The sequence below is a fragment of the Thioalkalivibrio sp. ALE20 genome, from assembly GCF_000381405.1.
Classification (GTDB): Bacteria; Pseudomonadota; Gammaproteobacteria; order Ectothiorhodospirales; family Ectothiorhodospiraceae; genus Thioalkalivibrio.
The window spans coordinates 376,599-400,014 of the sequence record NZ_KB906472.1 but is presented as its reverse complement, the minus strand read 5'-3'; the positions used below and the strand labels follow the sequence as shown (position 1 = coordinate 400,014).

Below are 23,416 nucleotides of genomic sequence, written 5' to 3'. Positions count from 1 at the left end.
TTCTCAGTCCCCGCCGAACATCAGGCCGGTCAGGATGAAATCGAGCCCCAGCACGGCCAGCGAGGAGACCACGACCGTCTGCGTGGTCGCGCGCGAGATGCCCTCCGAGGTCGGCGAGGCGTCCACGCCCTGGAACACCGCGATCCAGGTGACCACGAAGCCGAACACGATGCTCTTGATGACCCCGGAGAGGACATCCTCGTTCCAGTCGGTGACCGCCTGCATCTGCGAGAAGTAGGCCCCGCTGTCGACGCCCAGCAGCCCGACCCCGACGATGTAACCGCCCATCACGCCTACCGCGCTGAACATCGCGGCGAGCAGCGGCATGGAAAGGAAGCCGGCAACGAAGCGCGGCGCGAACACCCTGCGGTAGGGATTCACCGCCATCATCTCCATCGCCGAGAGCTGCTCGGTGGTCTTCATCAGGCCCAGTTCCGCGGTCAGCGCGGAACCGGCCCGCCCGGCGAACAGCAGCGCGGTCACCACCGGCCCCAGCTCGCGCACCAGTGACAGCGCGACCACCCCGCCCAGGGCCTCGGCAGCGCCGAAGTCCACCAGGGTGATATAGCCCTGATAGCCCAGCACCATGCCCACGAACAGCCCCGAGACGACCACGATCAGCAGCGAGCGCACGCCCACCGAATAGACCTGCCACACGGTCAGGCCGAAGCGCCGCACCACCGCATCCAGCGCGGCGAAGGTCCGCAGCAGGAACATCGAGGCCCGCCCCAGCACCGCCAGGGCATTCAGGCTGAAGCGCCCGACCGACGCGATCGCGTCAATCATGGTTGCGCCCTCCCGCGTCCAGCAGGTCGTCCTGATACGAGGCCCCGGGATAATGGAACGGCACCGGCCCGTCCGGCCGACCTTCCAGGAACTGGGCGGACCAGTCGGAGGCCCGCGCCTGCAGCGCATCCGGCGGGCCGGCGTCCACCGCGCGTCCCTCGGCGATCAGCACCACGTGATCGGAGATACTCATGGCCTCGTTCACGTCGTGCGACACCAGCACGCTGGTGAGCCCGAGGCTGTGGTTGGTGCGCCGGATCAGGGTCACGATCTGGCCCATGGTGATGGGGTCGAGACCGGTGAACGGCTCGTCGTACATGATCAGTTCCGGATCCAGCGCCAGCGCCCGCGCCAGCGCCACGCGCCGGGCCATGCCGCCGGACAGCTCCGCGGGGTCCATGTCGCGTGCCGCGCGCAGGCCGACTGCCTCCAGCTTCATCAGCACCAGGGTACGCAGGATATCCTCGGGCAGATCGGTGTGCTCGCGCAGCGGGAAGGCCACATTCTCGAACACCGACAGGTCGGTCAGCAGGGCGCCGGTCTGGAACAGCAGCCCCATGCGCTTGCGCACCGCATACAGCCGGCGCGTGGACAGCCGGCCGATCTCCTCGCCGTCGACCAGGATACGCCCCGCATCCGGACGCAGCTGACCGCCGATCAGCCGCAGCAGCGTGGTCTTGCCGGAGCCACTGGGGCCCATCACCGTGGTCACCCGACCGCGCGGGACCTCCAGCGACAGGCCGTCAAAGATGGCCTTCCGGCCCCGCCGGAAATGCAGGTCCTCCACCACGATGTGCGGCGTTTCGGCGGATGCGGACTGGCTCACATTCGAGTCTCCCGGGATGCGGGCGCGGCGTCCCTCGCGGCGCGGCGCAGGCATGGACGCCGGAGTCTGGCCCCGGCCGCACGGTGCGTCAAACCAGCGTGAATCACGTCAACAGTTTCGCGATGGTGCGCACATCGTCGAGCACACCCGGCGAAGCCTCGAGGAACACCGGCACCACCCCTGCGGGGCTGCATCCGGCCAGCGCCTCCACCAGCACGCGCCAGTCGGCGGGATCCGGCTCGCCCGCAGGACGCAGACGCCAGAGCCCCGGCCCCTCGCCGGCATGGAGCTGCGGGTACCATATCGCCTCGTCCACCCCGGGCAACCCCACGGATGCGCCCGGACCTGTCGCCTGCAGGCGTTCCAGGCCTGCGCCCCGCAGCCCGGCAACCGCCGCCTCGACGGCCGCCCCCGGCTCGAACGCGACCCCCTCGAGACGCTCGCCGAGGGTCGCGGCGAGGCGGGCCAGAGCGGCGGTCCCCGCCTCCGCGGGCACGTCCGCGGGCCAGCTGACGGTCACGCGCAGGTTGGGCGGCACGGCGTCGTCCCAGTCCCCGAACGGAGCGGAGAGCGCCCGGTCGGCCCCCAGCACCCCGGGCACGAACACCCGCGAACGAAAATGGCCGAGATAGGCCAGCTGCCAGTCCAGCGGCAGACTGGCCGGGAAATACCCGTCCCAGGCCGGCGTACCCGGCCGGGCGACCGCGGCCGGCTGAAGCTGCACGCGCCTCCCTTCGGTTGCCGCGTCCGATGGATCTCCTGCCGTCATGTATCTCCCCCGTTGCGACTTGCCAGCACCCCGGTGGCGCGGCACAGTTTCCCGATGCACTTCGACCTCTTCCACGAGATCTCGGTCCCCGAATTCCTCGGTATCGACGAACACCGCGCGATCGAGGACACCCTGGCACTGTGGGATCTCGCCGACACCCTCGGATTCAACACCGCGTGGCTGGTGGAACACCACCTGATGCCGGAATTCTCGCATTCCACCGCGCCGGATCTGGTGCTCGCCGCGGCCAGCCAGCGCACCCGGAACCTGCGCCTGGGCCTGGGGGTCGTGCCCCTGCCCTATCACCACCCGCTGCGGGTCGCGCAGCGCGTCGGCATGCTCGACCAGCTCTCCGGGGGACGCCTGGAGCTGGGCATCGGCCGCGGCTTCTCGCCGCCGGAATATGCCACATTCGGCGCCGAGATGAGCGAGGGCCGCGCCCGGGTGGATGCCGGACTGGATGCGCTGCGCCAGGCCTTCGCCACCGGCCGCATCACCCAGCACGGGCCCTTCCACCACCTCGACGACGTCCCGGTAATGCCGGCACCGCTGCAGGACCCGCACCCGCCGCTGTGGACCGCCGCGGTCAGTCCCGAGTCGTTCACCTGGGCAGCCGAACAGGGCATCGGTGCGCTGGCCGGCCCGTTCAAGCCGTGGCAGATGATCCGCGAGGACATCCGCCTGTACCGCGAGGGCTGGACCCATGCCGCCGGCGACACCCCGCATCCGCCGCGCGTGGGCATGACCCTCGGCGTGCTGTGTCTGCCGGACGGCAAGCGTGCCCGACGCGAGGCCAAGCCCGCGTTCGAATGGTTCTACCGCAACATGTTCCGGCAGACCCTGCCGGTGCTGGAACGCCTGATCGAGGGCTACGACTACTACCGCTCGCTGGGCCGCTTCCGCCACCTGGTCAAGGCCGGGATCAATCTGAAGATCCTCGACATGCTGGGCATGACGCTGGTCGGCACCCCCGAGGAATGCCGCGAGCGCATCGAGGCCCTGCGCGAGGCGGGCGTGGACCATCTGCTGCTGGCCTTCGGCGCCGGGGCCGTGCCGCGCGAACTGGCGGAGGAGTCCATGCGCTGCTTCGCCGAAGAGGTCATGCCGGAATTCCTCGATGGCCCCGCCCCGACCCGATAACCGCATGCGTGTTGCCGTCACCGGTGCGGCGGGTCGCATCGGCCGGGTCCTGCTGCCCGAACTGCTGCACACCCCGGAGGTGGAGCGGATCATTGCCCTGGATCGCGAACCGGCGGACTTCCCCGGGGCCGCGACCCTGCCGGCGGACCGCTACGACCTGCGCCAGAAGGATCTGGCGCAACTGACGCCCGAAGACCTCGCCGGGACCGATACCCTGGTGCACCTGGCCTTCCAGCTGATGGGCGGGCACGGCGGACGCCGGCGCCACGACCGCGACTGGGTTCGCCGGCAGAACGTGGACCTGTCGCGGTCGGTCTTCGCGGCCGCCGCGCAGGCCGGTGTGCGCCATGTGGTGTTCCTCTCCAGCGCCGCGGTCTACGGCCCGTGGCCGGACTCGCCCGTCCCCCTGAGCGAGGACCAGCCGCCCCGCCCGCGCTTCCCCTATGCCGAGGACAAGGTCGCCACCGAACAGGCCCTGGAGGCTCTGGACCGCGAGCATCCGGAGCTGGTGACCACCGTGCTGCGGCCGCCCGCGGTGGTCGGGCCACATGCCCAGCCGCTGCTGCAGCGGATCGCCCGCAGCCGCCTTCACCCCGCCGGGATCGACGCACCGGTGCAGATCCTGTGGGAGGAGGACGCCGCGCGAGCGATCGCCGCCGCAGTCACCCGCCGTGCCCCGGGCTGCTTCAACCTGGGCACCGAACCGGTGTGGTCGCTGCGCGCCATGGCCCGTCACGGTCGGCGCCTGACCCTGCCGGTGCCCGCCGGCCTCATCCGCAGACTGCACCCGCTGGCCTGGCGCCTGAGCGCGCGCGCCGGCGACCCGGGCTGGGTGCGCGGGCTCGACGGCCCGCTGGTCCTGGACTGCACCCGCGCACGCCGGGAACTCGACTGGCAACCCCGGGTCACGACCCCGGAGTGCCTCGAGCGCCTGCGGGTCGGCAATCGATAGGGGGCGACCGGACCACGCATGCTGCTGCCGCTGCTCGCCGTCGTCGGTGGTCTCGTGCTGCTCGCCGCCAGTGCCGATCGCTTCGTGTTCGGCGCCGCCGGCCTGGCGCGCGGGCTCGGGGTCTCGCCGGTGCTGATCGGCCTTACCGTAGTCGCCTTCGGCACTTCGGCCCCGGAGATCATCGTCTCGCTGCTGGCCAGCCTGCAGGGGGCGCCGGGGCTGGCGGTGGGCAACGCGATCGGCTCGAACATCGCCAACCTGGGACTGGTACTCGGGCTGGCCGCCCTGATCGCCCCGATCATCGCCGGTCACGGGCTGGTACGACGCGAACTGCCACTGTTGCTGCTGGCCACGCTCGGCGTGCTGTTGCTGCTGCTGGACGGCCGGCTGGCGCGGGCGGAAGGGGTGATCATGCTGGCCGGCCTGATCGCGGTCGTGGTCTGGATGATCCGCGCGGCCCGCCACCCCGGCACGCCCCCGGAGTCCGACCCCGGGCTGGCCCCGCCCCCGCCGGCGGCCACGCCCGGCGGTCTCCCGACCGCCCTGGGGTGGCTCGCCGGCGGTCTGGTGGTGCTGCTGGCGAGCAGCCAGGCGCTGGTCTGGGGGGCAGTCGAGATCGCCACCGCCCTGGGAGCCGGCGAACTGCTGATCGGCCTGACCCTGGTCGCGATCGGCACCAGTCTGCCGGAGCTGGCCACCACCGTGGCCAGCGCGCTGCGGCGCGAAACCGGCATGGCCCTCGGCAACGTCGTCGGCTCCAATCTGTTCAACCTGCTGGCGGTGCTGGCGGTACCCGCCCTGATCGCGCCACTGGCGGTGGAACCCGCAGTGCTGACCCGTGACTATCCGGTGATGCTGGCCCTGACCGTGGCGGTGCTGCTGGCCGCCCGCTTCGGCGCCGGCCGCATCACCCGCTGGCACGGGGCCCTTCTCCTGCTGGCCTTCAGCGGCTACCTTGTGACTCTCGCAATCACGGCACCGGCATGGATCTGAACCCCGAAACCACCCGCAAGCTCGCCCTCGCGGTCCTCGAGAACGAAGCCGATGCGGTGCGCGGCCTCGCCGCGCGCATCGACGACGCCTTCCTCGCGGCCTGCCGCCACATCCTCGACTGCCGCGGGCGCGTGGTGGTCACTGGCATGGGCAAGTCCGGCCACATCGGCAGCAAGCTGGCGGCCACCCTCGCCTCCACCGGCACGCCGGCGTTCTTCGTGCACCCCGGGGAGGCCAGCCACGGCGATCTCGGCATGATCACCCGCGACGACGTGGTGATCGCGCTGTCGAACTCCGGCGAGACCGACGAGCTCCTGACCATCCTGCCGCTGATCCGGCGCCTCGACGTCCCGCTGATCGCGATGACCGGCAATCCCGGTTCGCGCCTGGGCACCGATGCCAGCGTCCATCTGGACGTCAGCGTGGAACGCGAGGCCTGCCCGCTGGGACTGGCCCCCACCTCCAGCACCACCGCGGCCCTGGCGATGAGCGATGCCCTGGCGGTGGCGGTGCTGGATGCGCGCGGCTTCACCGCCGACGATTTCGCCCGTTCGCACCCCGGCGGGCGCCTCGGGCGGCGCCTGCTGATCCACGTCGGCGACATCATGCATACCGGCGAGGCGATCCCGCGCATCGCGCCCGAAGCGCCGCTGAAGGACGCGCTGTTCGAGATCACCCGCAAGGGACTGGGACTGGTGATCGTCAGCGACGCCGACGCGCGAATCCTGGGGGTCTTCACCGACGGCGACCTGCGCCGCACCCTGGACCGGGGCGAGAGCCTGGAGACGCTGACCATTGGCGAGGTGATGACCCGGGGCGGGCACACCGCCCGCGCCGACTGGCTGGCCGCGGAGGCCCTGGAGGTGATGGAAAGCCGCCGCATCAACGCCCTCCCGGTCGCCGATGCGGACGGCCGGCTGCAGGGGGTGATCAACATGCACGACCTGCTGCGCGCGGGGGTCGCCTGATGCATGACGACATCGATCTCGCCGGCCTGCAGCGCGGCACCCGACTGCTGATCCTGGACGTCGACGGCGTGCTGACCGACGGCGCGCTGTTCCTCGGCGACGGTGGCGAACAGTACAAGGCCTTCCACAGCCGCGACGGCCACGGCCTGCGCATGGCCATGGACGAAGGCCTGGAGGTCGCGATCCTGACCGGGCGGCAGTCGGCGGTCGTCGAACATCGCCTGCAGGATCTGGGCATCCGCCACTGCATCCAGGGCCGGCGGGACAAGGGGGAGGCACTGGCACAGCTGCTGCAGCAGACCGGGCACCGCGCCGACGTGGCCGCGTTCGTCGGCGACGACGTGGTCGATCTGCCGGCGATGCGACGGGTTGGCCTGGGCATCGCGGTCGGCGACGCCCATCCGTTCGTGCGCCAGCACGCGCAATGGGTCACCACGGCCGGTGGCGGGCGCGGCGCGGTCCGCGAAGTCTGCGAGGACCTGCTGGCCGCGCGCGGCCGCCTTGAGGCCGTGCTCGAAAGCTACCTGCACGCATGACCCCGGATCCGCGCCGCACCCCGCTCGCCGCCCGGCTGCTGGCCGCCGGATGCCTGCTCGCCGGGCCGGCAGCGGCCGAGCCGCCCGCCGAACCCGCGGCCGACGCGGAACCTACGCTGCAGATCGAGGGGTTTACCGCGCATGTCACCGGCGAGGACGGGCGGCCCACCCACCGCCTGCAGGGGTCGCGGCTGCGCGAATACGACCGGGATGCGGTCCAGTTCATCGATGACCCGGAGCTGGATCTGCTGGACCAACGGGGCCTGAACTGGACCTGGCGCGCCCCGCGCGCGGCACATCAGCCCGATCGCGAACTGCTGCATACCTTCGGCCACACCCGCGGCCTGCGCCCCGAACGCGACGCGCGCGTACGCACGGTGATCGAGTCGCGCGACGTGCGCGTGGCGCTGGACACCCGGCTGACGACCTCGTCGGCCCCGAGCACCCTGGAACAGCCGGGACTGTTCCAGCGGGGTACCGGCCTGCGCGCCGACCCGCAAGCGGATACCATTGAGCTGCTCGCCGAGGTCTACACGCTGTACAGCGACCTGCCGCAGGAGGACCGCCCGGAATGAACCCGGCCACAACCGAACATCGCCGCGCGGGCATCCGCCGACCGGCCCCGCTGCTTGCCGTGGCGGGCATACTCGCACTGTTCCTGGCGGCCCCGCCGGCGACCGGCCGCGAGGATGCCCTGCCGGTGGAGATCACCGCGGACCACGCCGAGATGGACGAACGCGCGGGCACCGGAACCTACACCGGCGACGTGATCGTGGTGCGCGGCGATGCCACGCTGGAAGCGGACCGCGTGATCGTGCACATGCGCGAGCGCCGCCCCTACGAGATCGAGGCCCACGGCGAGCCCGCACGCCTGGAGTCGCCCGATCCCGAGACCGGCGAGACGCGCATCGCCGAAGGGCTGCGCATCGACTATTTCCTCGACGAGGAACGCGTGATCCTGACCGAACGGGCACGCGTCATCACCGCCGCCGAGGATGCCCGCGGGCAGCGCATCACCTACGATCTCGAACGCGACGTGATCCGCGCCGAACGCGGCGACACCGACGACGAGCGCGTGCACATCCGCCTGCAGCCACGCGAGGACAATCCATGACCCCCGCGGCCGACGGCCATCTGGTCGCCCGCGAGCTGAGCAAGCGCTATGGCCAGCGTACCGTGCTGGACGCGATGGATGTGGACCTGGTGCCCGGCGAAGTGGTCGGCCTGCTGGGACCCAACGGAGCCGGCAAGACCACCTGCTTCTACAGCCTGGTCGGACTGATCCGGCCCAATACCGGGCGCATCACCCTGGGCGGGCGCGACATCACCCGGGCGCCCATCCACGAACGCGCCCGCGCCGGGCTGGGCTATCTCCCGCAGGAGGCATCGATCTTTCGCCGCCTGTCGGTCCAGGACAACCTGCAGGCGGTGCTGGAACTGCGCCCGGAACTCGACCGCCACGAGCGCCGCCGCATCGGCGACGCCCTGATCGAGGAATTCCAGCTGGAGACCGTGCGCCACAGCCCCGGGATCGCGCTGTCCGGAGGCGAGCGGCGGCGCGCCGAGATCGCCCGCGCGCTGGCCGGCGATCCGCGGTTCATCTGTCTGGACGAACCGTTTGCCGGGGTCGATCCGATCTCGGTCGGCGAGATCCAGGAAGTCATCCGCCACCTGGCCGAACGCGGCATCGGCGTACTAATCTCGGATCACAACGTACGCGAGACCCTGGGCATCTGCCATCGCGCGTACATCCTCAGCGAGGGGCGCCTGCTGAGCGCGGGCACGCCGGACGAACTGCTGGCCGACACCCGCGTGCGCGAGGTCTACCTCGGCGAAAACTTCCGCCTGTGACACCGACCGCCGCACCCGGGCGGTGCACAAGCCCGCAGCAAGGGATTACTATTCACTTATGGTGACCAACGCCTTTCCCAACTCATGCTGAAGCCCGGGCTGAATCTGCAGCTCGGTCAGACGCTGACCATGACGCCGCAGCTGCAGCAGGCCATCCGGCTGCTGCAGCTGTCCACGCTGGAGCTCCAGGCCGAGATCCAGCAGGCGCTGGAAAGCAATCCCATGCTGGAACAGGCCGAGGATGACGAACTCGGTGCCGACGCGGGGGACACCGACAGCGACGCGAACACCGACGACGGCGAGAGCGGCAGCGACACCGCCGGCACCGGCGAAACGGTGGATGCCGGCGGCTCGGAGGACGTCATCCCCGACGAGCTGGTGACCGACAGCCGCTGGGAAGACATCTACGACGCCAGCGCCAGCCCGCGCGGTCTGGACGACCGCGACCCGCTGGAGAACACCTCGGACGACGACGGCGGCGGGCTGCAGGATCACCTGCTGTGGCAGCTGCATCTGTCGCACCTGACCCCGCGCGACCAGCGCATCGGCGCCGCCCTGATCGACACCATCAACGGCGACGGCTACCTCGAGGGCGACGTCGAGACCCTGGCCGAGACCATCAGCCGGAGTGAAGAACCCCCCGTCGACACCGACGAGGTCGAGGCCGTACGCCACTGGTTGCAGCACTGCGACCCGCTGGGGGTCGGTTCGCTGGATCTGCGCGAGTGCCTGGAGGTCCAGCTGGGCGAGCTGGCGCCGGACGCGCCCTCGCGCGAGGCGGCGCGCGCGCTTCTGGAACACGGCATGGACGCCCTTGCCCGGCGTGACTACAAGGCCCTGCAGCGCCAGAGCGGCGTACGCGATGGCGACGAACTGGCCGCGGCGCTGGACCTGATCCGCACGCTCAACCCGCGCCCCGGCGCCCAGATCAGCGAGACACCGCCGGAATACGTGGTCCCGGATGTCTACGTGCGTCATACCGACCGGGGCTGGCAGGTCGACCTGAATCCCGAGATCGCCCCGCGCATTCGCATCAACGACCTCTACGCCGGCATGGTCCGCCAGGTCTCCGATGCCCGCGACAGCGCCTTCATGCGCGATCAGCTGCAGGAGGCGCGATGGTTCATCAAGAGCCTGCACAGCCGCAACGACACCCTGCTGCGCGTGGCGCGCGCGATCGTCGAACGCCAGCAGGGGTTCCTGGAACACGGCGAGGTGGCGATGCAGCCGCTGATCCTGCGCGACATCGCCGAAGCCCTGGAGATGCACGAGTCCACGATCTCGCGGGTGACCACGCAGAAATACATGCACACCCCCCGCGGGGTGTTCGAATTCAAGTATTTCTTCTCCAGTCACGTGGGCACCAGTGACGGCGGGGAATGCTCCGCGACCGCGATTCGTGCCATGATCCGCGAACTCATCGAAGAGGAAACGCCGGGCAAACCGCTCAGCGATTCCCGCCTCGCCCAGATCCTGGCGGATCGGGGCATCAACGTGGCCCGGCGTACCGTGGCCAAATACCGGGAGGGCATGAACCTGCCATCCTCCAGCGAGCGCCGCCAGATGGCCGCCATGCCGACCGGAAGCAAACCGAAAGGAGCCTGACCCATGCAGATCAATCTCACCGGACACCACGTCGACATCACCGACGCCCTGCGCGACTACGTCAACGAGAAATTCCAGAAGCTGGAACGCCACTTCGACAAGGTGATCGACGTGCACGTGGTGCTGAACCACGAGAAGACGCAGAAGCTGCACAACAAGGCGGAAGCGAATCTGCAGGTCAGCGGCAACCACATCCACGCCGAGGCCAGCCACGATGACATGTACGCCGCCATCGACGGCCTGATCGACAAGGTCGACCGCCAGCTGATCAAGCACAAGGAGAAGGTCAAGGATCATCATCGCGCCGAGGGCGCCCAGCGCAACCGCGAACAACCCGAGTAAGCCGATGAATCCGGCCGAGCTCATCACCCCGGAGCGCATCGGACTGGAAACCGACTGCTCCAGCAAGAAACGAGCGCTGGAAACCCTCGCCGATCTGCTGGTGGACGGGGCCGCGGACGGACTGGCGGCCAGTGCCGCGTTCGAAGCCATGTCGGCCCGCGAAAAACTGGGCTCCACCGGGCTCGGCCATGGCGTGGCGATCCCGCACGGCCGTCTCGCCGAGCTGGATACGCCCCGCATCGCGGTCCTGCGTCTGGATCAGGGCGTGGATTTCGAAGCCATGGACCACGAACCGGTGGACATCCTGATCGCCCTGCTGGTGCCGGAAGAGGCCACCAGCGAACACCTGGACCTGCTGGCCCAGCTCGCGCGCGGGCTGTCGCAGCCGGACACCCTCGCCGGCATCCGGCGCGCCGCGGACAGCGCGGGGGTCCAGCAGGCCCTCACCCGGGCCCTGGGAGATACCTGACCATGGCCGACCGGGCGGAAGCGGCAGCCGACGGCACCGCGAGCAACATCACCATCGCCGCGCTCACGCGGGCGATGGGGAGCCGTCTGGACCTGCGCTACGTCCACGGAGAGGAGGCCGCGGGCGACCGCGAACTCCTGGGATTCGGGGATGGCGACCTGCCGCTGGCCGGCCACCTGAACCTGATCCGCCCCAACCGCATCCAGGTCATCGGCGACTACGAGGCCCGCTACATCGCCGGCCTGTCCGACGAGCAGCGTGACCACCTGGTGCTGGAAATGGCCCGCACCGGTACTACCATGGTGATCTTCGCCGAGGACACCTGCCCGTTCCCGCGCATGCCGCAGACAGGTGACGACCCCCTGCCGGTGATCCTGTGCACACGCACATCCTCGCACGAAGTCATCGCGCTGCTGCGCTATTTCCTGCAGCAGCGCCTCGCCCATTTCGAGGTGCGCCACGGGGTGTTCATGGAGATCCTCGGGATCGGTGTACTGATCTCGGGGGCCTCCAGCGTTGGCAAGAGCGAGGTCGCACTCGAGCTGATCTCGCGTGGCCACCGGCTGATCGCCGATGATGCCCCCGAGTTCGCGCGCATTGCCCCGGATATCGTGCGCGGACACTGCCCCGCCCTGCTCCAGGACCGGCTCGAGGTGCGCGGCCTGGGCGTGCTCAACATCCGCGCGATGTACGGCGACTCGGCGATCAAGGGCGGCAAGTATCTGCGCCTGATCATCGATCTGCGCGATCACAACGAGCCCTCGCCGGTGCCGGACGATCGCCTGAACGGGCGCCGCGGCGAGAGCGAGATCCTCGGCCTGCGCATCCCGCTGATCAGCCTGCCGGTGGCGCCGGGGCGCAACATCGCGGTCATGATCGAGGCCGCGGTCCGCAATCACCTGCTGCACATGCAGGGCTACATCGCCGGGGACGACCTGCGCGCCCGCCAGCGGCGCCAGATGGGCGAGGATCAGCAGGAGGAATCCATCTTCCACATCGGCGGGCCCAGCACCACGGTCCCCAACCCCGATCCCGAGGGCTGACCGACATGCGTCTGCTGCTGGTCAGTGGTCTGTCGGGTTCCGGCAAGACCGTCGCCCTGCATACCCTGGAGGACGCCGGCTACTTCTGTGTCGACAACCTGCCGCTGCCGATGCTGCCGGAACTGGTGGAGAAGGTCCGCAGCGGCCATTACGACACCGGCGGTGACCGCCATCTGGCCGTGGGCGTGGACGTCCGTTCGGGCCTCGACGCCCTCAGCGGATTCGGTCAACTGCTGGGCGAGCTGCGTGGATCGGGCCTGGAGGTCGAGGTGCTGTTCCTCAATGCCTCCGACGAGGTCCTGCTGCGTCGCTACCACCTGACCCGCAGACGCCATCCGCTGGCACGCGATGGCATCCCGCTGGTGGAAGCGATCGGAATGGAACGGACCTGGCTGGGGCACGTGGCGGTAGAAGCCGACCTGACCGTGGACACCAGCCGGCTGTCGATGCACGACCTCGCGCGCACGCTCCGGGCCCGGGTCGGCAGCCGCGAGACCGCCGGCCTGTCGCTGCTGTTCCAGTCCTTCGGCTTCAAGCACGGCTCGCCGCTGGATTCCGATTTCGTGTTCGACGTGCGCTGTCTGCCCAACCCCTACTACGAGCGCGAACTGGCGCCACTGACCGGGCTGGATCCGGCGGTAGCGCATTTCCTCGACAGCCATGGCGAGGTCGGGGCGATGTTCGACTCCATCCACGGTTTTCTCGACACCTGGATCCCGCGGCTGGTGGCGGACCATCGCAGCTATGCCACGGTCTCCATCGGCTGTACCGGCGGGCGCCACCGCTCGGTCTACCTTGTGGAACGGCTGGCGGCTGCGTGGCGCGAACGGGAACATGTTACTGTTAGCACCCGTCATCGCGAGCTCGATTCTCTCTCCCCTGAAACGGAGTAGTTCCATGGGCGTCGGTCTGATCCTGATCACGCATCAAAACCTGGGCGATACACTCCTGCAGACCGCGCAGAGCATGCTGGGAGACCTGCCCGAGGACTGCGAGTCCATGGCGATGTCGCAAAGCGACGATCCGGACGATATCCAGGCGCAGGCGCGCGCCCGCATGGAGACCCTCGACAGCGGTGCCGGTGTGCTGGTCCTGACCGACATGTTCGGCTCCACGCCGGCCAACGTGGCCAGCCGCGTGGCGCGCGGACACAACGCGCGCGTGATCGCGGGCGTCAACCTGCCGATGCTCGTCCGCGTACTCAACTACCGCCATCTGCCCCTGAGCGAACTGGTCAACAAGGCGCTGTCCGGGGGCCATGACGGAATCCTTCTCTGCGACCAGGAATCCAGCGATGCCGCAGCGCGCAGTTCCCATCGTTAACCGGCTGGGCATGCATGCCCGGGCCGCCGCGAAGTTCGTCAGCCTCGCCAGTCAGTACACCGCCGATGTCACCGTCGCCCGCAACGATCAGGAAGTGAACGGCAAGAGCATCATGGGGGTGATGATGCTGGCCGCCGCCCAGGGCTCGGAGATCACCATCCGGACCGACGGCGCGGAGGATGCCGAGGCGGCGCTGGATGCCCTGACCGAACTGGTCGCCGACCGCTTCGGCGAGGAATCCTGAGGCTCATACCCCCAGAAGACCGCCGGCCAGGGCGAACCACAGCGGCAGGGTAACCAGCGAAAGGGCCGTGGTCAGGGTTACCGCGGCCGCGTACAGCCCCGTATCCAGCCCGAAGCGGTCACAGAACACCAGCCCCAGCACCATCGCCGGCATGGCCGCCTCCAGCACCGTTCCGGTCGCGGGGATCCCCTCCATCCCCAGCAGCCACACCAGCCCCAGCGCCACCGCCGGTGCCAGCAGCAGCTGGATCCCCACAACGACCGCCAGCGGCCGCGCGTCGCGCCCGTGAAAGCGGTGGAACACCAGTGCCAGGCCCAGCGCGAACAGCATCAGCGGCGACACCGAATCCGCCAGCAGTCCCAGCCACTCCTCCAGCCAGACCGTCTGCGGCACCCCGCCCAGGTTCAGGGTGACACCGGCGAGGGCGGCCCAGATCGACGGCACCGACAACAGGCCACGCAACGGATGCACCGCCGGCATGCGACCGTCGCCGTAACGGCGCGCGAGAACCACGCCCAGGGTCAGCACCAGCGGCAGGCAGGCGAACAGGTCGTACTGGATGGCCACCGCGCGCCCCGCCTCGCCGAACAGACTGTCGAGGATCGGCAGGCCCAGATAGGTCGCGTTGGGCCAGGCAGCGGCCAGCAGCATCGCGCCCACCGCGGCGCGGTCGGCAGTGCATGCTCGGCACGCACCGGCGGTAACGGCCAGGGTGATCAGGACCGTCGCCCCGGCGACCAGGGCGATGCGGACCGAGTCCAGACCCAGCGGTGCGGTCCACAGGACCTGCAGCACCAGCGCGGGCAGCAGCAGGTAATAGACGAGCGTGGTGAGGACCCGGCGGGTGGTTTCGGCATCCAGACCGCCGGGCTGCAGGATCCGCCAGCCGACCCCGGCAACGATCAGGGCCCCCATCTGGGTCATCACGCTGAACACGGGGGGAGGGACCTCGTCGGCTTGTCAGGGTCGGTTCGAGTGGCGGACGGAGCGGCCCGGGAACGGGCCGCGGGAGCTCAGGTTATTGCGGCAGGTGCCGGACTCAGGCGTTGCCGCCGGCCTGCTGCTCCTGTTCCTGCTGCTGCTTTTCGATGTCGGCGCGCACGGCCTCCATGTCCAGCTCGCGCACCTTGCCCAGCACCTCGTCCAGCTGCGCCGCGGACAGCACGCCGGGCTGCGAGAACACGATGACCTGCTCGCGGAAGATCATCAGGGTCGGGATGGACCGGATCTGGAAGGCCCCGGCGATGCCCTGCTCCTCGTCGGTGTTGACCTTGGCGAAGACGACGTCGTCGTGCTTGTTCGAGGCTTCCTCGAAGGTCGGCGCGAACTGCTGGCACGGGCCGCACCACGGCGCCCAGAAATCCAGGATGACGATGTCATTCCCGGTGATGGTGGATTCGAAGTTGTCCTGCGTGAGTTCCTGAACGGCCATGATCGGCTCCGGCTTGAAATTACGGCCCTTTACCTTAACAGGCCGCCCGGATGCTGTCAGGGAGACGACTGCGCGAGCATGGCCGCCCGCAGACGCTCGAGACGATCGATCGGATCATCGGATTCGAGCAGCGACTGTTTGATCCCGAGATCCACCGGCAGCAGCTCGGCAAGCCGCCCGGCCACCCAGGCCGAATCATCCAGGTGCCGTTCGAGGTGCGACCAGGGCGTGCCCAGCTGATCCAGCAGACGCTCCAGCAGATCGGCCAGCGATGCATAGTCCACCGGCAGGCTGACCGCCGGCCATTCGTCCAGCGGCTCCACCTCGCCCAGCCACAGTCCGTCATCTCCGCGCCGCGGGTTGTGGATCTGCTGGCGCTGCGCCCCCTTGGCGAGGATCCCCAGCAGACCGTCGGAGCGCTGGTCCCAGTCGATGATGCGCGCCTCGGTGCCCACTGCATGGAACCCCACCGTCGGATCCGATTCGTCCGGCGGCTCTTCGCCCTCGGCGGGCGGCTCGATCGCCACCACCACGAAGCCGCTGTCGTCGCGCAGGCAGCCACGCACCATGTCGAGATAGCGCGTTTCGAAGATCCGCAACGGCAGCAGACCACCCGGGAACAGTACGGTGTTCAGCGGAAACAGCGGAAGCGTCTTCATTCGGGGCCGTCCTCTCCGGCTTGGCCATGCCCGGCCCCCCAGCGGGGACCCAGTGCGTGTTCGATCTGCAGGTGATCCAGGACCCGCGCCACCATGAAATCGATCAGGTCCTGCAGACCTTCGGGGCGATGGTAGAACGCCGGATTGGCCGGCATCACCACGGCGCCCATGCGGGTCAGGCGCAGCATGTTCTCCAGATGGATCTCGGAGAACGGGGTCTCGCGCACCACCAGGATCAGGCGGCGGCGCTCCTTCAGGACCACGTCGGCGGCGCGTTCGATCAACCCGCGCGAGGCCCCGGTCGCTACCGCCGAGACCGTGGCCGTGGTACAGGGGCACACGACCATGGACTCGGGGGCCGCCGAGCCGCTGGCCACCGGGGCGGTCCACTGATCCGGGCCGTAACACTGGATCTGACCCGGCGCGGCAGCGTAGCGTTCACTGAAGAACCGGGCGATCTCCGCCGGCCGCCCGGGCACGCCGAGGTCGGTCTCCATCCCGAGCACCACCTGCCCCGGCTTCGACACCATCAGATGCACTTCGACCCCGGCCTGCACCAGACACTCCAGCAGGCGCAGGCCATAGGGAGCCCCCGACGCGCCGGTCAGGGCCAGGGCGATGCGCCGACTCATGACCGCTCCTCCCGCAGGCGGTCGATCAGGCGCTGATGCAGCCCGCCAAAACCGCCGTTGCTCATGATCACCAGGGTGTCGCCGGGTCGCAGGCCGTCCAGCAGCCCCTGCAGCAGCTCATCCACCGACGCCGCCACCGTCAGGCGTTCTTCCAGGCGGGTGCGCAGCGGACCGATGGCCCAGTCCAGGTCGGGTGGCCGGTACAGGTGCACGCCGTCGGCGCGATCCAGGGCATCGCCCAGCGCACCCGCGTGCACCCCCATGCGCATGGTGTTGGACCGGGGCTCCAGCGCCACCAGCAGGCGCCCGCCCTCGTCCAGTCCGCCGCGCAGACCCTCGAGGGTCATGCGGATGGCGGTGGGGTGATGGGCGAAGTCATCCAGGACCCGGACCCCGGCGATCTCCGCGCGCAGTTCCTGGCGTCGACGGACCCCGCGAAACTCCGGCAGCGCCGCGAGCCCGGTGGTCAGCGGCACGCCGGCGTGGCGGGCCGCGGCCAGCGCCGCCAGGGCATTGGCCTGGTTGTGCCGACCGCACATCGACCATTCAACGCGACCACACGGCTGTTCGTTTTCCAGGACCTCGAAGCAGCGCCCGTCGGCTGACAGCGAGCGAGCGCTCAGCGCGACCGGCGAGTCTGCGGGGCCATCCTCGCCGGTCGCGAGCCGCTCCACCGGTGTCCAGCAGCCGGACTCCAGCACGCGTTCCAGCGCGGCGTCCCCGGCGGGCATCAGGATCTTGCCCTGGCCCGGCACGGTGCGCACCAGATGATGAAACTGACGCTCGATCGCCTGCAGATCCGGGTAGATGTCGGCGTGATCGTACTCCAGGTTGTTCAGCACCAGGGTCCGTGGTCGGTAATGGACGAACTTGGCGCGCTTGTCGAAGAACGCACTGTCGTATTCGTCCGCCTCGATCACGAAGAACGGCGACTCGCCGAGACGCGCGCTCACGCCGAAGTTGCCGGGGACCCCGCCGATCAGGAATCCTGGCGCCATGCCGGCGTATTCCAGGATCCAGGCCAGCAGCGAGCTGGTGGTGGTCTTCCCGTGGGTCCCCGCGACCGCCAGCACCCAGCGGTCGTGCAGCACGTGCTCCGCCAGCCACTGGGGACCGGAGGTGTACGCCTGCCCGCGGTCCAGCATCGCTTCCACCGCGGGCGTGCCACGGGTCATCACGTTGCCCACCACCACCGGGACGTCCTCGGGCAGGGCTTCGGCCTCGTAACCCGCGTGGTAAGGGATGCCCGCGGCCGCCAGCTGCTCGCTCATGGGGGGATAAAGCGTCTGCGCGTCGGCCCCGCTCACGCGATAGCCGCGGGCGCGCGCCAGCTGCGCCAGCCCGCCCATAAAGGTCCCGCCGATCCCGAGGATGTGCAGATCGGCGGAGCGGTTCATGCCGTCACCGCCCCGGCCACGCCCTGGGTGATCACCGACGAGATCAGGACGAACCCCAGCGCGATCACGACCCCCGCCATGCGGTTCGACAGTTCGAGGGCCTGGTGCAGGATATGGCCATACACGAACAGCAACCAGCCCAGCAGGAGCAACATGCCCAGTACCGCCAGCGGCGGGGCCTCCCCGGCCTCCGGATCAATCGGAGCGACCAGCGTCAGCAACGCCATCAGCAGCCCGAGGATCGCCCCGGTACCCACCATCGCGGTAAAGGTCTGCACCTGGCGCCCGACAAAGCCCTGAAACCGCAGTGCCAGGGCCACGAAGCCGAACAGCACCGCCACGTCCACCAGATTCATGACCAGGGCCGCAGTCGCGCCATACATCGGCACGCCGATGGCCAGCCCCACGGCCACCGCGACCCCGGTCCAGAACACCGCGAGCGCGGGATCCGCCGGCAGGTCCTGCGGTCCGCGGCGGGCGCGCAGGATGTCCAGCATGACCAGCAGGCCGTTCACTCCCCGGCCTCCATGGCTTCCAGCGCCTCCAGTTCCTCGAGTTCGTCCAGCATTTCTTCGGCCCGCTCGTCGGCTCGCCGGCCCCCGGTAAGGAAATCGCGCCGCTGCAGATAAGCCCTGCGCATGGCGATGTAGGGGTCATCGGAAAGCTGGTCGATCATGGCCTCGGTGTCGATCAGCCCCGCACGCATGTCGACCACGTCCACCACCACCAGGCCGACCCACAGCGGCGTGCGATCGCGCCGGATGCTGCGGACGTTGCGCGGATCGGTCTGGCTGTCGACCAGGCGGGCGGGCGCATCCCGCGCGGTGCTGGGCCCCAGCAGCGGCAGCTGCAGATAGGGCCCGGACGGCACGCCCCAGGCACCGAGGGTCTGGCCGAAATCCTCGTTGTTCTTGTCCAGTCCCATCGGCGAGGCGACGTCGATCAGGCCGGCCAGACCGAACGTGGTGTTGAACATCAGCCGGCTGGTATCCGAGGCCGCGGCGTGCAGATTGCCCTGCAACAGGTTGTTGAACAGGACCGTCACGTCGTTGAGGTTGGAGAAGAAATTACCGACGCCCGTCTGCACCGGGTCGGGCAGGCGGCGGTACTGCACGGCCGTGGGCCTGAGGATCGCCTGGTCCACCTCCTGGTTGAAGGCGAACATCGCGCGGTTGTAGGACTCCCAGGGATCATCCGGATGGCGGTCCTCGGACGGTACGCTGGCGCAGCCGGCCAGGCCGAGCAGCAGACCGAGCGCCAGCCCGGGCACGACCAGCCACCGCAGCATGCCCCGCGCCGACCCTCGCGGACGCCCCGGGAAGCCCATGACCTCAGGTCCCGCTGCGGTTGCGGCTGGCCGCGATCCGCAGGCGCAGCGCGTTGAGCCGGATAAAGCCTTCGGCGTCCTTCTGGTCGTACGCGCCGGCGTCGTCCTCGAAGGTCGCGATGGACTCGTCGAACAGGCTGTCCGGCGACTGGCGACCGGCCACCATCACGTTGCCCTTGTACAGGCGCAGGCGCACCTCGCCGTTGACCACGCCCTGGGACTCGTCGATCGCCGCCTGCAGCATGCGCCGTTCGGGGCTCCACCAGTAGCCGTTGTAGATGATGCTGGCGTAGCGCGGCATCAGCTCGTCCTTCAGGTGGGCGGCCTCGCGATCCAGGGTGATCGACTCCAGCGCCCGGCGCGCGCGCAGCAGGATGGTACCGCCCGGGGTCTCGTAGCAGCCGCGCGACTTCATGCCGACATAACGGTTCTCGACGATGTCCAGCCGACCGATGCCATGGGCCCCGCCGCGCTCGTTCAGCTTCGACAGCAGCGCGGCCGGCGAGAGTTGCTTGCCGTTGATGGAGACCGGATCACCGTTCTCGAAACCGATGGTGAGGACCTCGGGCTCGTTCGGCGCGGCCTCGGGCGACACCGACCAGCGCCACATGTCCTCCTCGGAGTCGGTCCACGGATCCTCCAGCGGACCGCCCTCGTAGGAGATGTGCAGCAGGTTGGCGTCCATCGAGTACGGAGACTTCTTGCCCGCCTGGGCATAGTCCACCGGAATGCCGTGCTGTTCGGCGTATGCCATCAGGCGCTCGCGCGAATTGAGGTCCCATTCGCGCCACGGAGCGATCACCTCGATCCCCGGCTTGAGCGCGTAGGCCCCGAGCTCGAAGCGCACCTGATCGTTGCCCTTGCCGGTCGCGCCATGGGCGATCGCGTCGGCGCCGGTCTCCTCGGCGATCTCCACCAGCCGCCGCGCGATCAGCGGTCGGGCGATGGAGGTCCCCAGCAGGTATTCGCCCTCGTAGACCGTGTTGGCGCGGAACATCGGGAAGACGTAGTCGCGCACGAAGGTCTCGCGCAGGTCCTCGATGTAGATCTGCTTCACCCCCAGGGCCTCGGCCTTGGCGCGGGCCGGTTCGACCTCCTCGCCCTGGCCCAGATCGGCAGTGAAGGTGATGACCTCGCAGCCGTACTGCTCCTCCAGCCACTTGAGGATGACCGAGGTATCCAGACCGCCGGAATAGGCGAGGACGACGCGCTTGATGTTCGAACTCATGGGCATGCAATCCTTGGGAAAGACACTGAATCAATGTTTACGCCGGCCAGTCGGCCGGGCCTATCAAGCCATGGCGGCGGGTACGGCTACCAGGCCGTACCGTCCCCGGGTTCCACCGGCTGCGGAGCGGCCGGGTCATCCAGTGCGGGGTCGGCGTCACCGGCAGCCTCCGGTGCCGGATCCTCACCCGGAGCCCCGGAGCCGCTGCTGTCGCGCTCGCCCACCCACCAGATCTCGGCGCGACGGGCATCGCGTGACTCGTCCTCGACCCCGGGAGCGACGCCCCCGGCCTCGATTTCGATGTCGGCTTCGCCCAGGCCGGCCTCGCCAAGCGCGTCACGCACGGTTTCGGCCCTCTGCTGGCTGATTCGCCGGTTCACTCTGTCCGGGCCTTCGGCATCGGTCAAGCCGATCACCCGCAAACGCGGTCCTTCGACCCCGTCCAGGGCCGCCACCACCCGGTCCAGCGTCGCCCGGGCCTCACCATCCAGAGCCGTGCGCCCGGAATCAAAATAGACCACCCAGCGCTCGCGTGCCGTTCCGTCACCGGCCTCCGGGGCCCCTTCGGCCATCCCCTGCTCCGCCTGACAGATGCGGAAGCCCTCGACCCGGCGCCCAAAACGGATGCCACGGAAATGCACGATGTCCTCGCCGTCGGGGAACCCGATGCGCACATCATGGCCGGCGAGCAGACGGGCCTTGAGGGCCTGCACGCGATCGTCCGGCACACGGAAGCGGTCGTCCGGGCCCGCCCGCAGCATCAGCGACAATGGCGCCGGGCCGTCGCCGGGAAGCCATTCCGGTGCCCCGGTTTCCAGCGGCGCCTGCGAGCGCCCGGGCACGGGATAGGGCGGATCCCAGAACGCACGGACCGCCAGACCGGGACGGGTCTCGAACTGCAGCGAACCACCGTGGCGCACCCGCTGTTCCAGGCGGCACAGGTCGTCGATCTCGACCCGGGTCCAGTCCGAGCGCTCGAGCGTCTCCTGATACAGCGTGCCGCCCGGCGCCGGAGCGGCCAGCAGGACCAGCGCGGCGCCGGTCAGCCAGGCCGCCAGCCGCCCGGCGACCCGCGGCAACCCCGGACGTGACTCGCGGCGCACCCGCCCCTAACCCTTCTTCGGCGGCAGGATGTCGGTGATCGAGCCGTGCGCGGCCTCGGCGGCAAAGGCCACCGTCTCGCTCAACGTCGGATGCGGATGCACGGTCAGGCCGATGTCCTCCATCTCCGCGCCCATCTCCAGCGCCAGCATCGCCTCGCCGATCAGGTCGCCGGCGGAGGGGCCGACCAGGCCGGCGCCGATCACCCGGCCCTCGGCATCGAACAGCAGCTTGGTCATGCCGTCCTCGGCGCCCAGCGCGATTGCCCGGCCGGAGGCGGCCCAGGGGAACACACCCCTGGTATATTCGATGCCGTCGGCCTGCGCCTGCTCCTCGGTCACCCCCATCCACGCGACCTCCGGGTGGGTGTAGGCCACCGACGGGATCGCGCGGGCGTCGAAGTGCACCTTGTGCCCGGCGATCACCTCGGCCGCGACCTTGCCCTCGTGGGTCGCCTTGTGCGCCAGCATCGGCTGGCCGACCACGTCGCCGATGGCGAAGATGTGCTCGACATTGGTGCGCTGCTGGCTGTCGACCTCGATGAAGCCGCGCTCGCTGACCTGCACCCCGGCGGCCTCGGCGTTGATCTTCGCACCGTTCGGGCTGCGCCCCACGGCGACCAGCACGCGGTCGAAGGTGTCCTCTTCCGGCAGACCCTTGGCCTCGCCCTCGAAACGGCAGAAGATGCCCTGCTCGGTGGCCTCGGCCCCGGTCACCTTGCTCTTGAGGAAGATGTTCTCGAAGCGCTTCTTCGCGCGCTTCTCGAACGGGCGCACGATGTCGCGGTCCGCCCCCGGCATCAGGGTGTCGGACAGCTCGACCACCGTGACCTTCGTGCCCAGCGACTCGTACACGCAGGCCATCTCCAGGCCGATGATGCCGCCGCCGATCACCAGCATGCGCTCGGGGATGTCGGCCAGATCCAGCGCATCGGTGGAGTCCATCACCCGGTCGTCGTCCCAGGGGAAGCCGGGCAGTTTCACCGCCTGCGAGCCGACGGAGATGATCGCGTGCTCGAAGCCGATCACCTCGCGGCCATCATCCCCCTCGACCGCGATGCTGTGGGCCCCGGTGAATTCGCCGACGCCCTGCACCACGCGCACCTTGCGCTGCTTGGCCAGCTGCTTGAGGCCGCCGGTCAGCTTCTTGACCGTCTTGTCCTTGTAGCCGCGCAGGCCGTCGAGGTCGATCTCGGGCTCGCCGAACTTGATGCCCAGCGCGGCGAAGCGCTCGGCCTCGTGCAGCACCTCGCCGGCGTGCAGCAGTGCCTTGGACGGGATGCAGCCGACGTTCAGGCAGACCCCGCCGATCTGGGGATAGCGTTCGACCATCACCACGTCCAGGCCCAGGTCCGCGGCGCGGAACGCAGCGGTGTAGCCGCCGGGGCCGGAGCCCAGCACCAGCACCTGGCACTGGCTGTCGGTATTCGGGTCGGCCGCGGCCTGCGGTGCCGGGGTGGAGGATGCCCCGGCCGCGCCGGCGGGTTCCGCGGACGCCGCCTCGGTATCCTCCGCCGGGGCGGGCGAAGCCTCGCTGTCCGCGGCCTCCGCACCGGCCTCCAGTTCCAGGATCGGATCCCCCTGAGACACCCGCTGGCCGGTCTTCACGTGCACGGATTTGACCGTACCCGCCTGCGGTGCCGGGACATCGATGGTCGCCTTGTCCGATTCGAGCGTGATCAGCGGATCTTCCGGGGCGATGGTACTGCCCGGCTGGACCAGGACCTCGATGATCTCGACATCCTTGAAATCGCCGATATCCGGGACTTCGACGGTGGTGGTCTGACTCATGAC

Annotated in this window: 28 protein-coding genes; 15 read left to right on the top strand and 13 right to left on the bottom strand. The window is 69.5% G+C overall.

Annotated elements, in window-relative coordinates:
- Nucleotides 1–3: 3 nt before the first annotated feature.
- The 3 genes from mlaE to F790_RS0105315 all read right to left on the bottom strand — a co-directional run bounded on the left by mlaE (nucleotide 4) and on the right by F790_RS0105315 (nucleotide 2,336).
- The gene (mlaE, locus tag F790_RS0105325) at nucleotides 4–786 is read right to left on the bottom strand and encodes a lipid asymmetry maintenance ABC transporter permease subunit MlaE (RefSeq protein WP_018869845.1); all 783 of its coding nucleotides are present in this window, start codon (nucleotides 784–786) and stop codon (nucleotides 4–6) included.
- On the bottom strand, nucleotides 779–1,612 hold the full coding sequence (locus F790_RS0105320) for an ABC transporter ATP-binding protein (protein ID WP_019591036.1): 834 nt from the start codon (nucleotides 1,610–1,612) through the stop codon (nucleotides 779–781). Before F790_RS0105320 ends, mlaE begins: the two co-directional genes overlap by 8 nt.
- 103 nt (nucleotides 1,613–1,715) lie before the next feature.
- On the bottom strand, nucleotides 1,716–2,336 hold the full coding sequence (locus F790_RS0105315; RefSeq protein WP_019591035.1) for a hypothetical protein: 621 nt from the start codon (nucleotides 2,334–2,336) through the stop codon (nucleotides 1,716–1,718).
- Between the two features lie 99 nt (nucleotides 2,337–2,435).
- Between F790_RS0105315 and F790_RS0105310 the strand changes: the two genes are divergently transcribed.
- The 15 genes from F790_RS0105310 to F790_RS0105240 all read left to right on the top strand — a co-directional run bounded on the left by F790_RS0105310 (nucleotide 2,436) and on the right by F790_RS0105240 (nucleotide 13,847).
- Nucleotides 2,436–3,521, top strand: coding sequence for an LLM class flavin-dependent oxidoreductase (locus F790_RS0105310; RefSeq protein WP_026332861.1), 1,086 nt, complete (start codon nucleotides 2,436–2,438; stop codon nucleotides 3,519–3,521).
- Nucleotides 3,522–3,525: 4 nt separating this feature from the next.
- The gene (locus tag F790_RS0105305; protein ID WP_026279483.1) at nucleotides 3,526–4,473 is read left to right on the top strand and encodes an NAD-dependent epimerase/dehydratase family protein; all 948 of its coding nucleotides are present in this window, start codon (nucleotides 3,526–3,528) and stop codon (nucleotides 4,471–4,473) included.
- Nucleotides 4,474–4,491: 18 nt separating this feature from the next.
- Nucleotides 4,492–5,466, top strand: coding sequence for a calcium/sodium antiporter (locus F790_RS0105300; protein ID WP_019591033.1), 975 nt, complete (start codon nucleotides 4,492–4,494; stop codon nucleotides 5,464–5,466).
- Nucleotides 5,457–6,434, top strand: a complete 978-nt coding sequence (locus tag F790_RS0105295) for a KpsF/GutQ family sugar-phosphate isomerase (protein WP_019021455.1) — start codon at nucleotides 5,457–5,459, stop codon at nucleotides 6,432–6,434. The genes F790_RS0105300 and F790_RS0105295 overlap by 10 nt, the downstream gene beginning before the upstream one ends.
- Nucleotides 6,434–6,970 carry an HAD family hydrolase gene (locus tag F790_RS0105290; RefSeq protein WP_019021456.1) on the top strand — a complete coding sequence of 179 codons (537 nt, stop codon included), beginning with the start codon at nucleotides 6,434–6,436 and terminating at the stop codon, nucleotides 6,968–6,970. The genes F790_RS0105295 and F790_RS0105290 overlap by 1 nt, the downstream gene beginning before the upstream one ends.
- Nucleotides 6,967–7,545 (top strand): LPS export ABC transporter periplasmic protein LptC, encoded by a 579-nt coding sequence (gene lptC / locus F790_RS0105285; RefSeq protein WP_019021457.1) that lies wholly within the window; start codon nucleotides 6,967–6,969, stop codon nucleotides 7,543–7,545. The genes F790_RS0105290 and lptC overlap by 4 nt, the downstream gene beginning before the upstream one ends.
- Nucleotides 7,542–8,084, top strand: a complete 543-nt coding sequence (gene lptA / locus F790_RS0105280) for a lipopolysaccharide transport periplasmic protein LptA (RefSeq protein ID WP_019021458.1) — start codon at nucleotides 7,542–7,544, stop codon at nucleotides 8,082–8,084. Before lptC ends, lptA begins: the two co-directional genes overlap by 4 nt.
- Nucleotides 8,081–8,821, top strand: a complete 741-nt coding sequence (lptB, locus tag F790_RS0105275; RefSeq protein WP_019021459.1) for an LPS export ABC transporter ATP-binding protein — start codon at nucleotides 8,081–8,083, stop codon at nucleotides 8,819–8,821. The genes lptA and lptB overlap by 4 nt, the downstream gene beginning before the upstream one ends.
- Nucleotides 8,822–8,905: 84 nt before the next feature.
- A complete protein-coding gene (locus F790_RS0105270; protein WP_019591032.1) occupies nucleotides 8,906–10,426 on the top strand; it encodes an RNA polymerase factor sigma-54 in 1,521 nt (506 codons plus the stop codon).
- 3 nt (nucleotides 10,427–10,429) lie between these two features.
- A complete protein-coding gene (gene hpf / locus F790_RS0105265; protein ID WP_018869833.1) occupies nucleotides 10,430–10,768 on the top strand; it encodes a ribosome hibernation-promoting factor, HPF/YfiA family in 339 nt (112 codons plus the stop codon).
- Nucleotides 10,769–10,772: 4 nt separating this feature from the next.
- Nucleotides 10,773–11,237 (top strand): PTS sugar transporter subunit IIA, encoded by a 465-nt coding sequence (locus F790_RS0105260; RefSeq protein WP_019570440.1) that lies wholly within the window; start codon nucleotides 10,773–10,775, stop codon nucleotides 11,235–11,237.
- Between the two features lie 2 nt (nucleotides 11,238–11,239).
- Entirely contained in the window at nucleotides 11,240–12,280 is a 1,041-nt protein-coding gene (gene hprK / locus F790_RS0105255; protein WP_019591031.1) for an HPr(Ser) kinase/phosphatase, read from the top strand.
- A 5-nt stretch (nucleotides 12,281–12,285) separates the two neighbouring features.
- Nucleotides 12,286–13,173 carry an RNase adapter RapZ gene (gene rapZ, locus F790_RS0105250; protein ID WP_019021463.1) on the top strand — a complete coding sequence of 296 codons (888 nt, stop codon included), beginning with the start codon at nucleotides 12,286–12,288 and terminating at the stop codon, nucleotides 13,171–13,173.
- Nucleotides 13,174–13,177: 4 nt separating this feature from the next.
- Nucleotides 13,178–13,603 (top strand): PTS sugar transporter subunit IIA, encoded by a 426-nt coding sequence (locus F790_RS0105245; RefSeq protein WP_018869829.1) that lies wholly within the window; start codon nucleotides 13,178–13,180, stop codon nucleotides 13,601–13,603.
- Nucleotides 13,575–13,847: an HPr family phosphocarrier protein gene (locus F790_RS0105240; RefSeq protein ID WP_019021464.1), complete on the top strand. Its 273-nt coding sequence runs from the start codon at nucleotides 13,575–13,577 to the stop codon at nucleotides 13,845–13,847. The genes F790_RS0105245 and F790_RS0105240 overlap by 29 nt, the downstream gene beginning before the upstream one ends.
- Before the next feature lie 3 nt (nucleotides 13,848–13,850).
- Here F790_RS0105240 and F790_RS0105235 read toward each other — a convergent pair whose 3' ends face one another.
- From F790_RS0105235 to lpdA, 10 genes are all read right to left on the bottom strand, one after another.
- Complete coding sequence (locus F790_RS0105235; RefSeq protein ID WP_019591030.1) at nucleotides 13,851–14,783, bottom strand: AEC family transporter; 933 nt, start codon at nucleotides 14,781–14,783, stop codon at nucleotides 13,851–13,853.
- Nucleotides 14,784–14,886: 103 nt separating this feature from the next.
- Nucleotides 14,887–15,279, bottom strand: coding sequence for a thioredoxin (gene trxA / locus F790_RS0105230; protein ID WP_018869826.1), 393 nt, complete (start codon nucleotides 15,277–15,279; stop codon nucleotides 14,887–14,889).
- Nucleotides 15,280–15,335: 56 nt separating this feature from the next.
- The gene (locus F790_RS0105225; RefSeq protein ID WP_019021466.1) at nucleotides 15,336–15,938 is read right to left on the bottom strand and encodes an LON peptidase substrate-binding domain-containing protein; all 603 of its coding nucleotides are present in this window, start codon (nucleotides 15,936–15,938) and stop codon (nucleotides 15,336–15,338) included.
- Nucleotides 15,935–16,570, bottom strand: a complete 636-nt coding sequence (locus F790_RS0105220) for a flavin prenyltransferase UbiX (protein ID WP_018869824.1) — start codon at nucleotides 16,568–16,570, stop codon at nucleotides 15,935–15,937. Before F790_RS0105220 ends, F790_RS0105225 begins: the two co-directional genes overlap by 4 nt.
- Nucleotides 16,567–17,967 (bottom strand): UDP-N-acetylmuramate:L-alanyl-gamma-D-glutamyl-meso-diaminopimelate ligase, encoded by a 1,401-nt coding sequence (mpl, locus tag F790_RS0105215; RefSeq protein ID WP_019591029.1) that lies wholly within the window; start codon nucleotides 17,965–17,967, stop codon nucleotides 16,567–16,569. The genes F790_RS0105220 and mpl overlap by 4 nt, the downstream gene beginning before the upstream one ends.
- The gene (locus F790_RS0105210) at nucleotides 17,964–18,482 is read right to left on the bottom strand and encodes a hypothetical protein (RefSeq protein WP_018869822.1); all 519 of its coding nucleotides are present in this window, start codon (nucleotides 18,480–18,482) and stop codon (nucleotides 17,964–17,966) included. The genes mpl and F790_RS0105210 overlap by 4 nt, the downstream gene beginning before the upstream one ends.
- On the bottom strand, nucleotides 18,479–19,255 hold the full coding sequence (locus tag F790_RS0105205) for a VacJ family lipoprotein (protein WP_018869821.1): 777 nt from the start codon (nucleotides 19,253–19,255) through the stop codon (nucleotides 18,479–18,481). The genes F790_RS0105210 and F790_RS0105205 overlap by 4 nt, the downstream gene beginning before the upstream one ends.
- A 43-nt stretch (nucleotides 19,256–19,298) precedes the next feature.
- Nucleotides 19,299–20,522 (bottom strand): argininosuccinate synthase, encoded by a 1,224-nt coding sequence (locus tag F790_RS0105200; RefSeq protein ID WP_018869820.1) that lies wholly within the window; start codon nucleotides 20,520–20,522, stop codon nucleotides 19,299–19,301.
- 86 nt (nucleotides 20,523–20,608) lie between these two features.
- Complete coding sequence (locus F790_RS0105195) at nucleotides 20,609–21,601, bottom strand: OmpA family protein (protein ID WP_018869819.1); 993 nt, start codon at nucleotides 21,599–21,601, stop codon at nucleotides 20,609–20,611.
- Nucleotides 21,602–21,631: 30 nt separating this feature from the next.
- Complete coding sequence (gene lpdA / locus F790_RS0105190; protein ID WP_018869818.1) at nucleotides 21,632–23,413, bottom strand: dihydrolipoyl dehydrogenase; 1,782 nt, start codon at nucleotides 23,411–23,413, stop codon at nucleotides 21,632–21,634.
- Nucleotides 23,414–23,416 lie beyond the last annotated feature (3 nt).

What these genes read in the sequence shown, in the direction of transcription:
- mlaE (WP_018869845.1), bottom strand. Translation starts at nt 786, where the DNA reads ATGATTGACGCGATCGCGTCGGTCGGGCGCTTCAGCCTGAATGCCCTG.
- F790_RS0105310 (WP_026332861.1), top strand. Translation starts at nt 2,436, where the DNA reads ATGCACTTCGACCTCTTCCACGAGATCTCGGTCCCCGAATTCCTCGGT.
- F790_RS0105305 (WP_026279483.1), top strand. Translation starts at nt 3,526, where the DNA reads ATGCGTGTTGCCGTCACCGGTGCGGCGGGTCGCATCGGCCGGGTCCTG.
- F790_RS0105300 (WP_019591033.1), top strand. Translation starts at nt 4,492, where the DNA reads ATGCTGCTGCCGCTGCTCGCCGTCGTCGGTGGTCTCGTGCTGCTCGCC.
- F790_RS0105295 (WP_019021455.1), top strand. Translation starts at nt 5,457, where the DNA reads ATGGATCTGAACCCCGAAACCACCCGCAAGCTCGCCCTCGCGGTCCTC.
- F790_RS0105290 (WP_019021456.1), top strand. Translation starts at nt 6,434, where the DNA reads ATGCATGACGACATCGATCTCGCCGGCCTGCAGCGCGGCACCCGACTG.
- lptC (WP_019021457.1), top strand. Translation starts at nt 6,967, where the DNA reads ATGACCCCGGATCCGCGCCGCACCCCGCTCGCCGCCCGGCTGCTGGCC.
- lptA (WP_019021458.1), top strand. Translation starts at nt 7,542, where the DNA reads ATGAACCCGGCCACAACCGAACATCGCCGCGCGGGCATCCGCCGACCG.
- lptB (WP_019021459.1), top strand. Translation starts at nt 8,081, where the DNA reads ATGACCCCCGCGGCCGACGGCCATCTGGTCGCCCGCGAGCTGAGCAAG.
- F790_RS0105270 (WP_019591032.1), top strand. Translation starts at nt 8,906, where the DNA reads ATGCTGAAGCCCGGGCTGAATCTGCAGCTCGGTCAGACGCTGACCATG.
- hpf (WP_018869833.1), top strand. Translation starts at nt 10,430, where the DNA reads ATGCAGATCAATCTCACCGGACACCACGTCGACATCACCGACGCCCTG.
- F790_RS0105260 (WP_019570440.1), top strand. Translation starts at nt 10,773, where the DNA reads ATGAATCCGGCCGAGCTCATCACCCCGGAGCGCATCGGACTGGAAACC.
- hprK (WP_019591031.1), top strand. Translation starts at nt 11,240, where the DNA reads ATGGCCGACCGGGCGGAAGCGGCAGCCGACGGCACCGCGAGCAACATC.
- rapZ (WP_019021463.1), top strand. Translation starts at nt 12,286, where the DNA reads ATGCGTCTGCTGCTGGTCAGTGGTCTGTCGGGTTCCGGCAAGACCGTC.
- F790_RS0105245 (WP_018869829.1), top strand. Translation starts at nt 13,178, where the DNA reads ATGGGCGTCGGTCTGATCCTGATCACGCATCAAAACCTGGGCGATACA.
- F790_RS0105240 (WP_019021464.1), top strand. Translation starts at nt 13,575, where the DNA reads ATGCCGCAGCGCGCAGTTCCCATCGTTAACCGGCTGGGCATGCATGCC.
- trxA (WP_018869826.1), bottom strand. Translation starts at nt 15,279, where the DNA reads ATGGCCGTTCAGGAACTCACGCAGGACAACTTCGAATCCACCATCACC.
- F790_RS0105225 (WP_019021466.1), bottom strand. Translation starts at nt 15,938, where the DNA reads ATGAAGACGCTTCCGCTGTTTCCGCTGAACACCGTACTGTTCCCGGGT.
- F790_RS0105220 (WP_018869824.1), bottom strand. Translation starts at nt 16,570, where the DNA reads ATGAGTCGGCGCATCGCCCTGGCCCTGACCGGCGCGTCGGGGGCTCCC.
- mpl (WP_019591029.1), bottom strand. Translation starts at nt 17,967, where the DNA reads ATGAACCGCTCCGCCGATCTGCACATCCTCGGGATCGGCGGGACCTTT.
- F790_RS0105205 (WP_018869821.1), bottom strand. Translation starts at nt 19,255, where the DNA reads ATGCTGCGGTGGCTGGTCGTGCCCGGGCTGGCGCTCGGTCTGCTGCTC.
- F790_RS0105200 (WP_018869820.1), bottom strand. Translation starts at nt 20,522, where the DNA reads ATGAGTTCGAACATCAAGCGCGTCGTCCTCGCCTATTCCGGCGGTCTG.
- lpdA (WP_018869818.1), bottom strand. Translation starts at nt 23,413, where the DNA reads ATGAGTCAGACCACCACCGTCGAAGTCCCGGATATCGGCGATTTCAAG.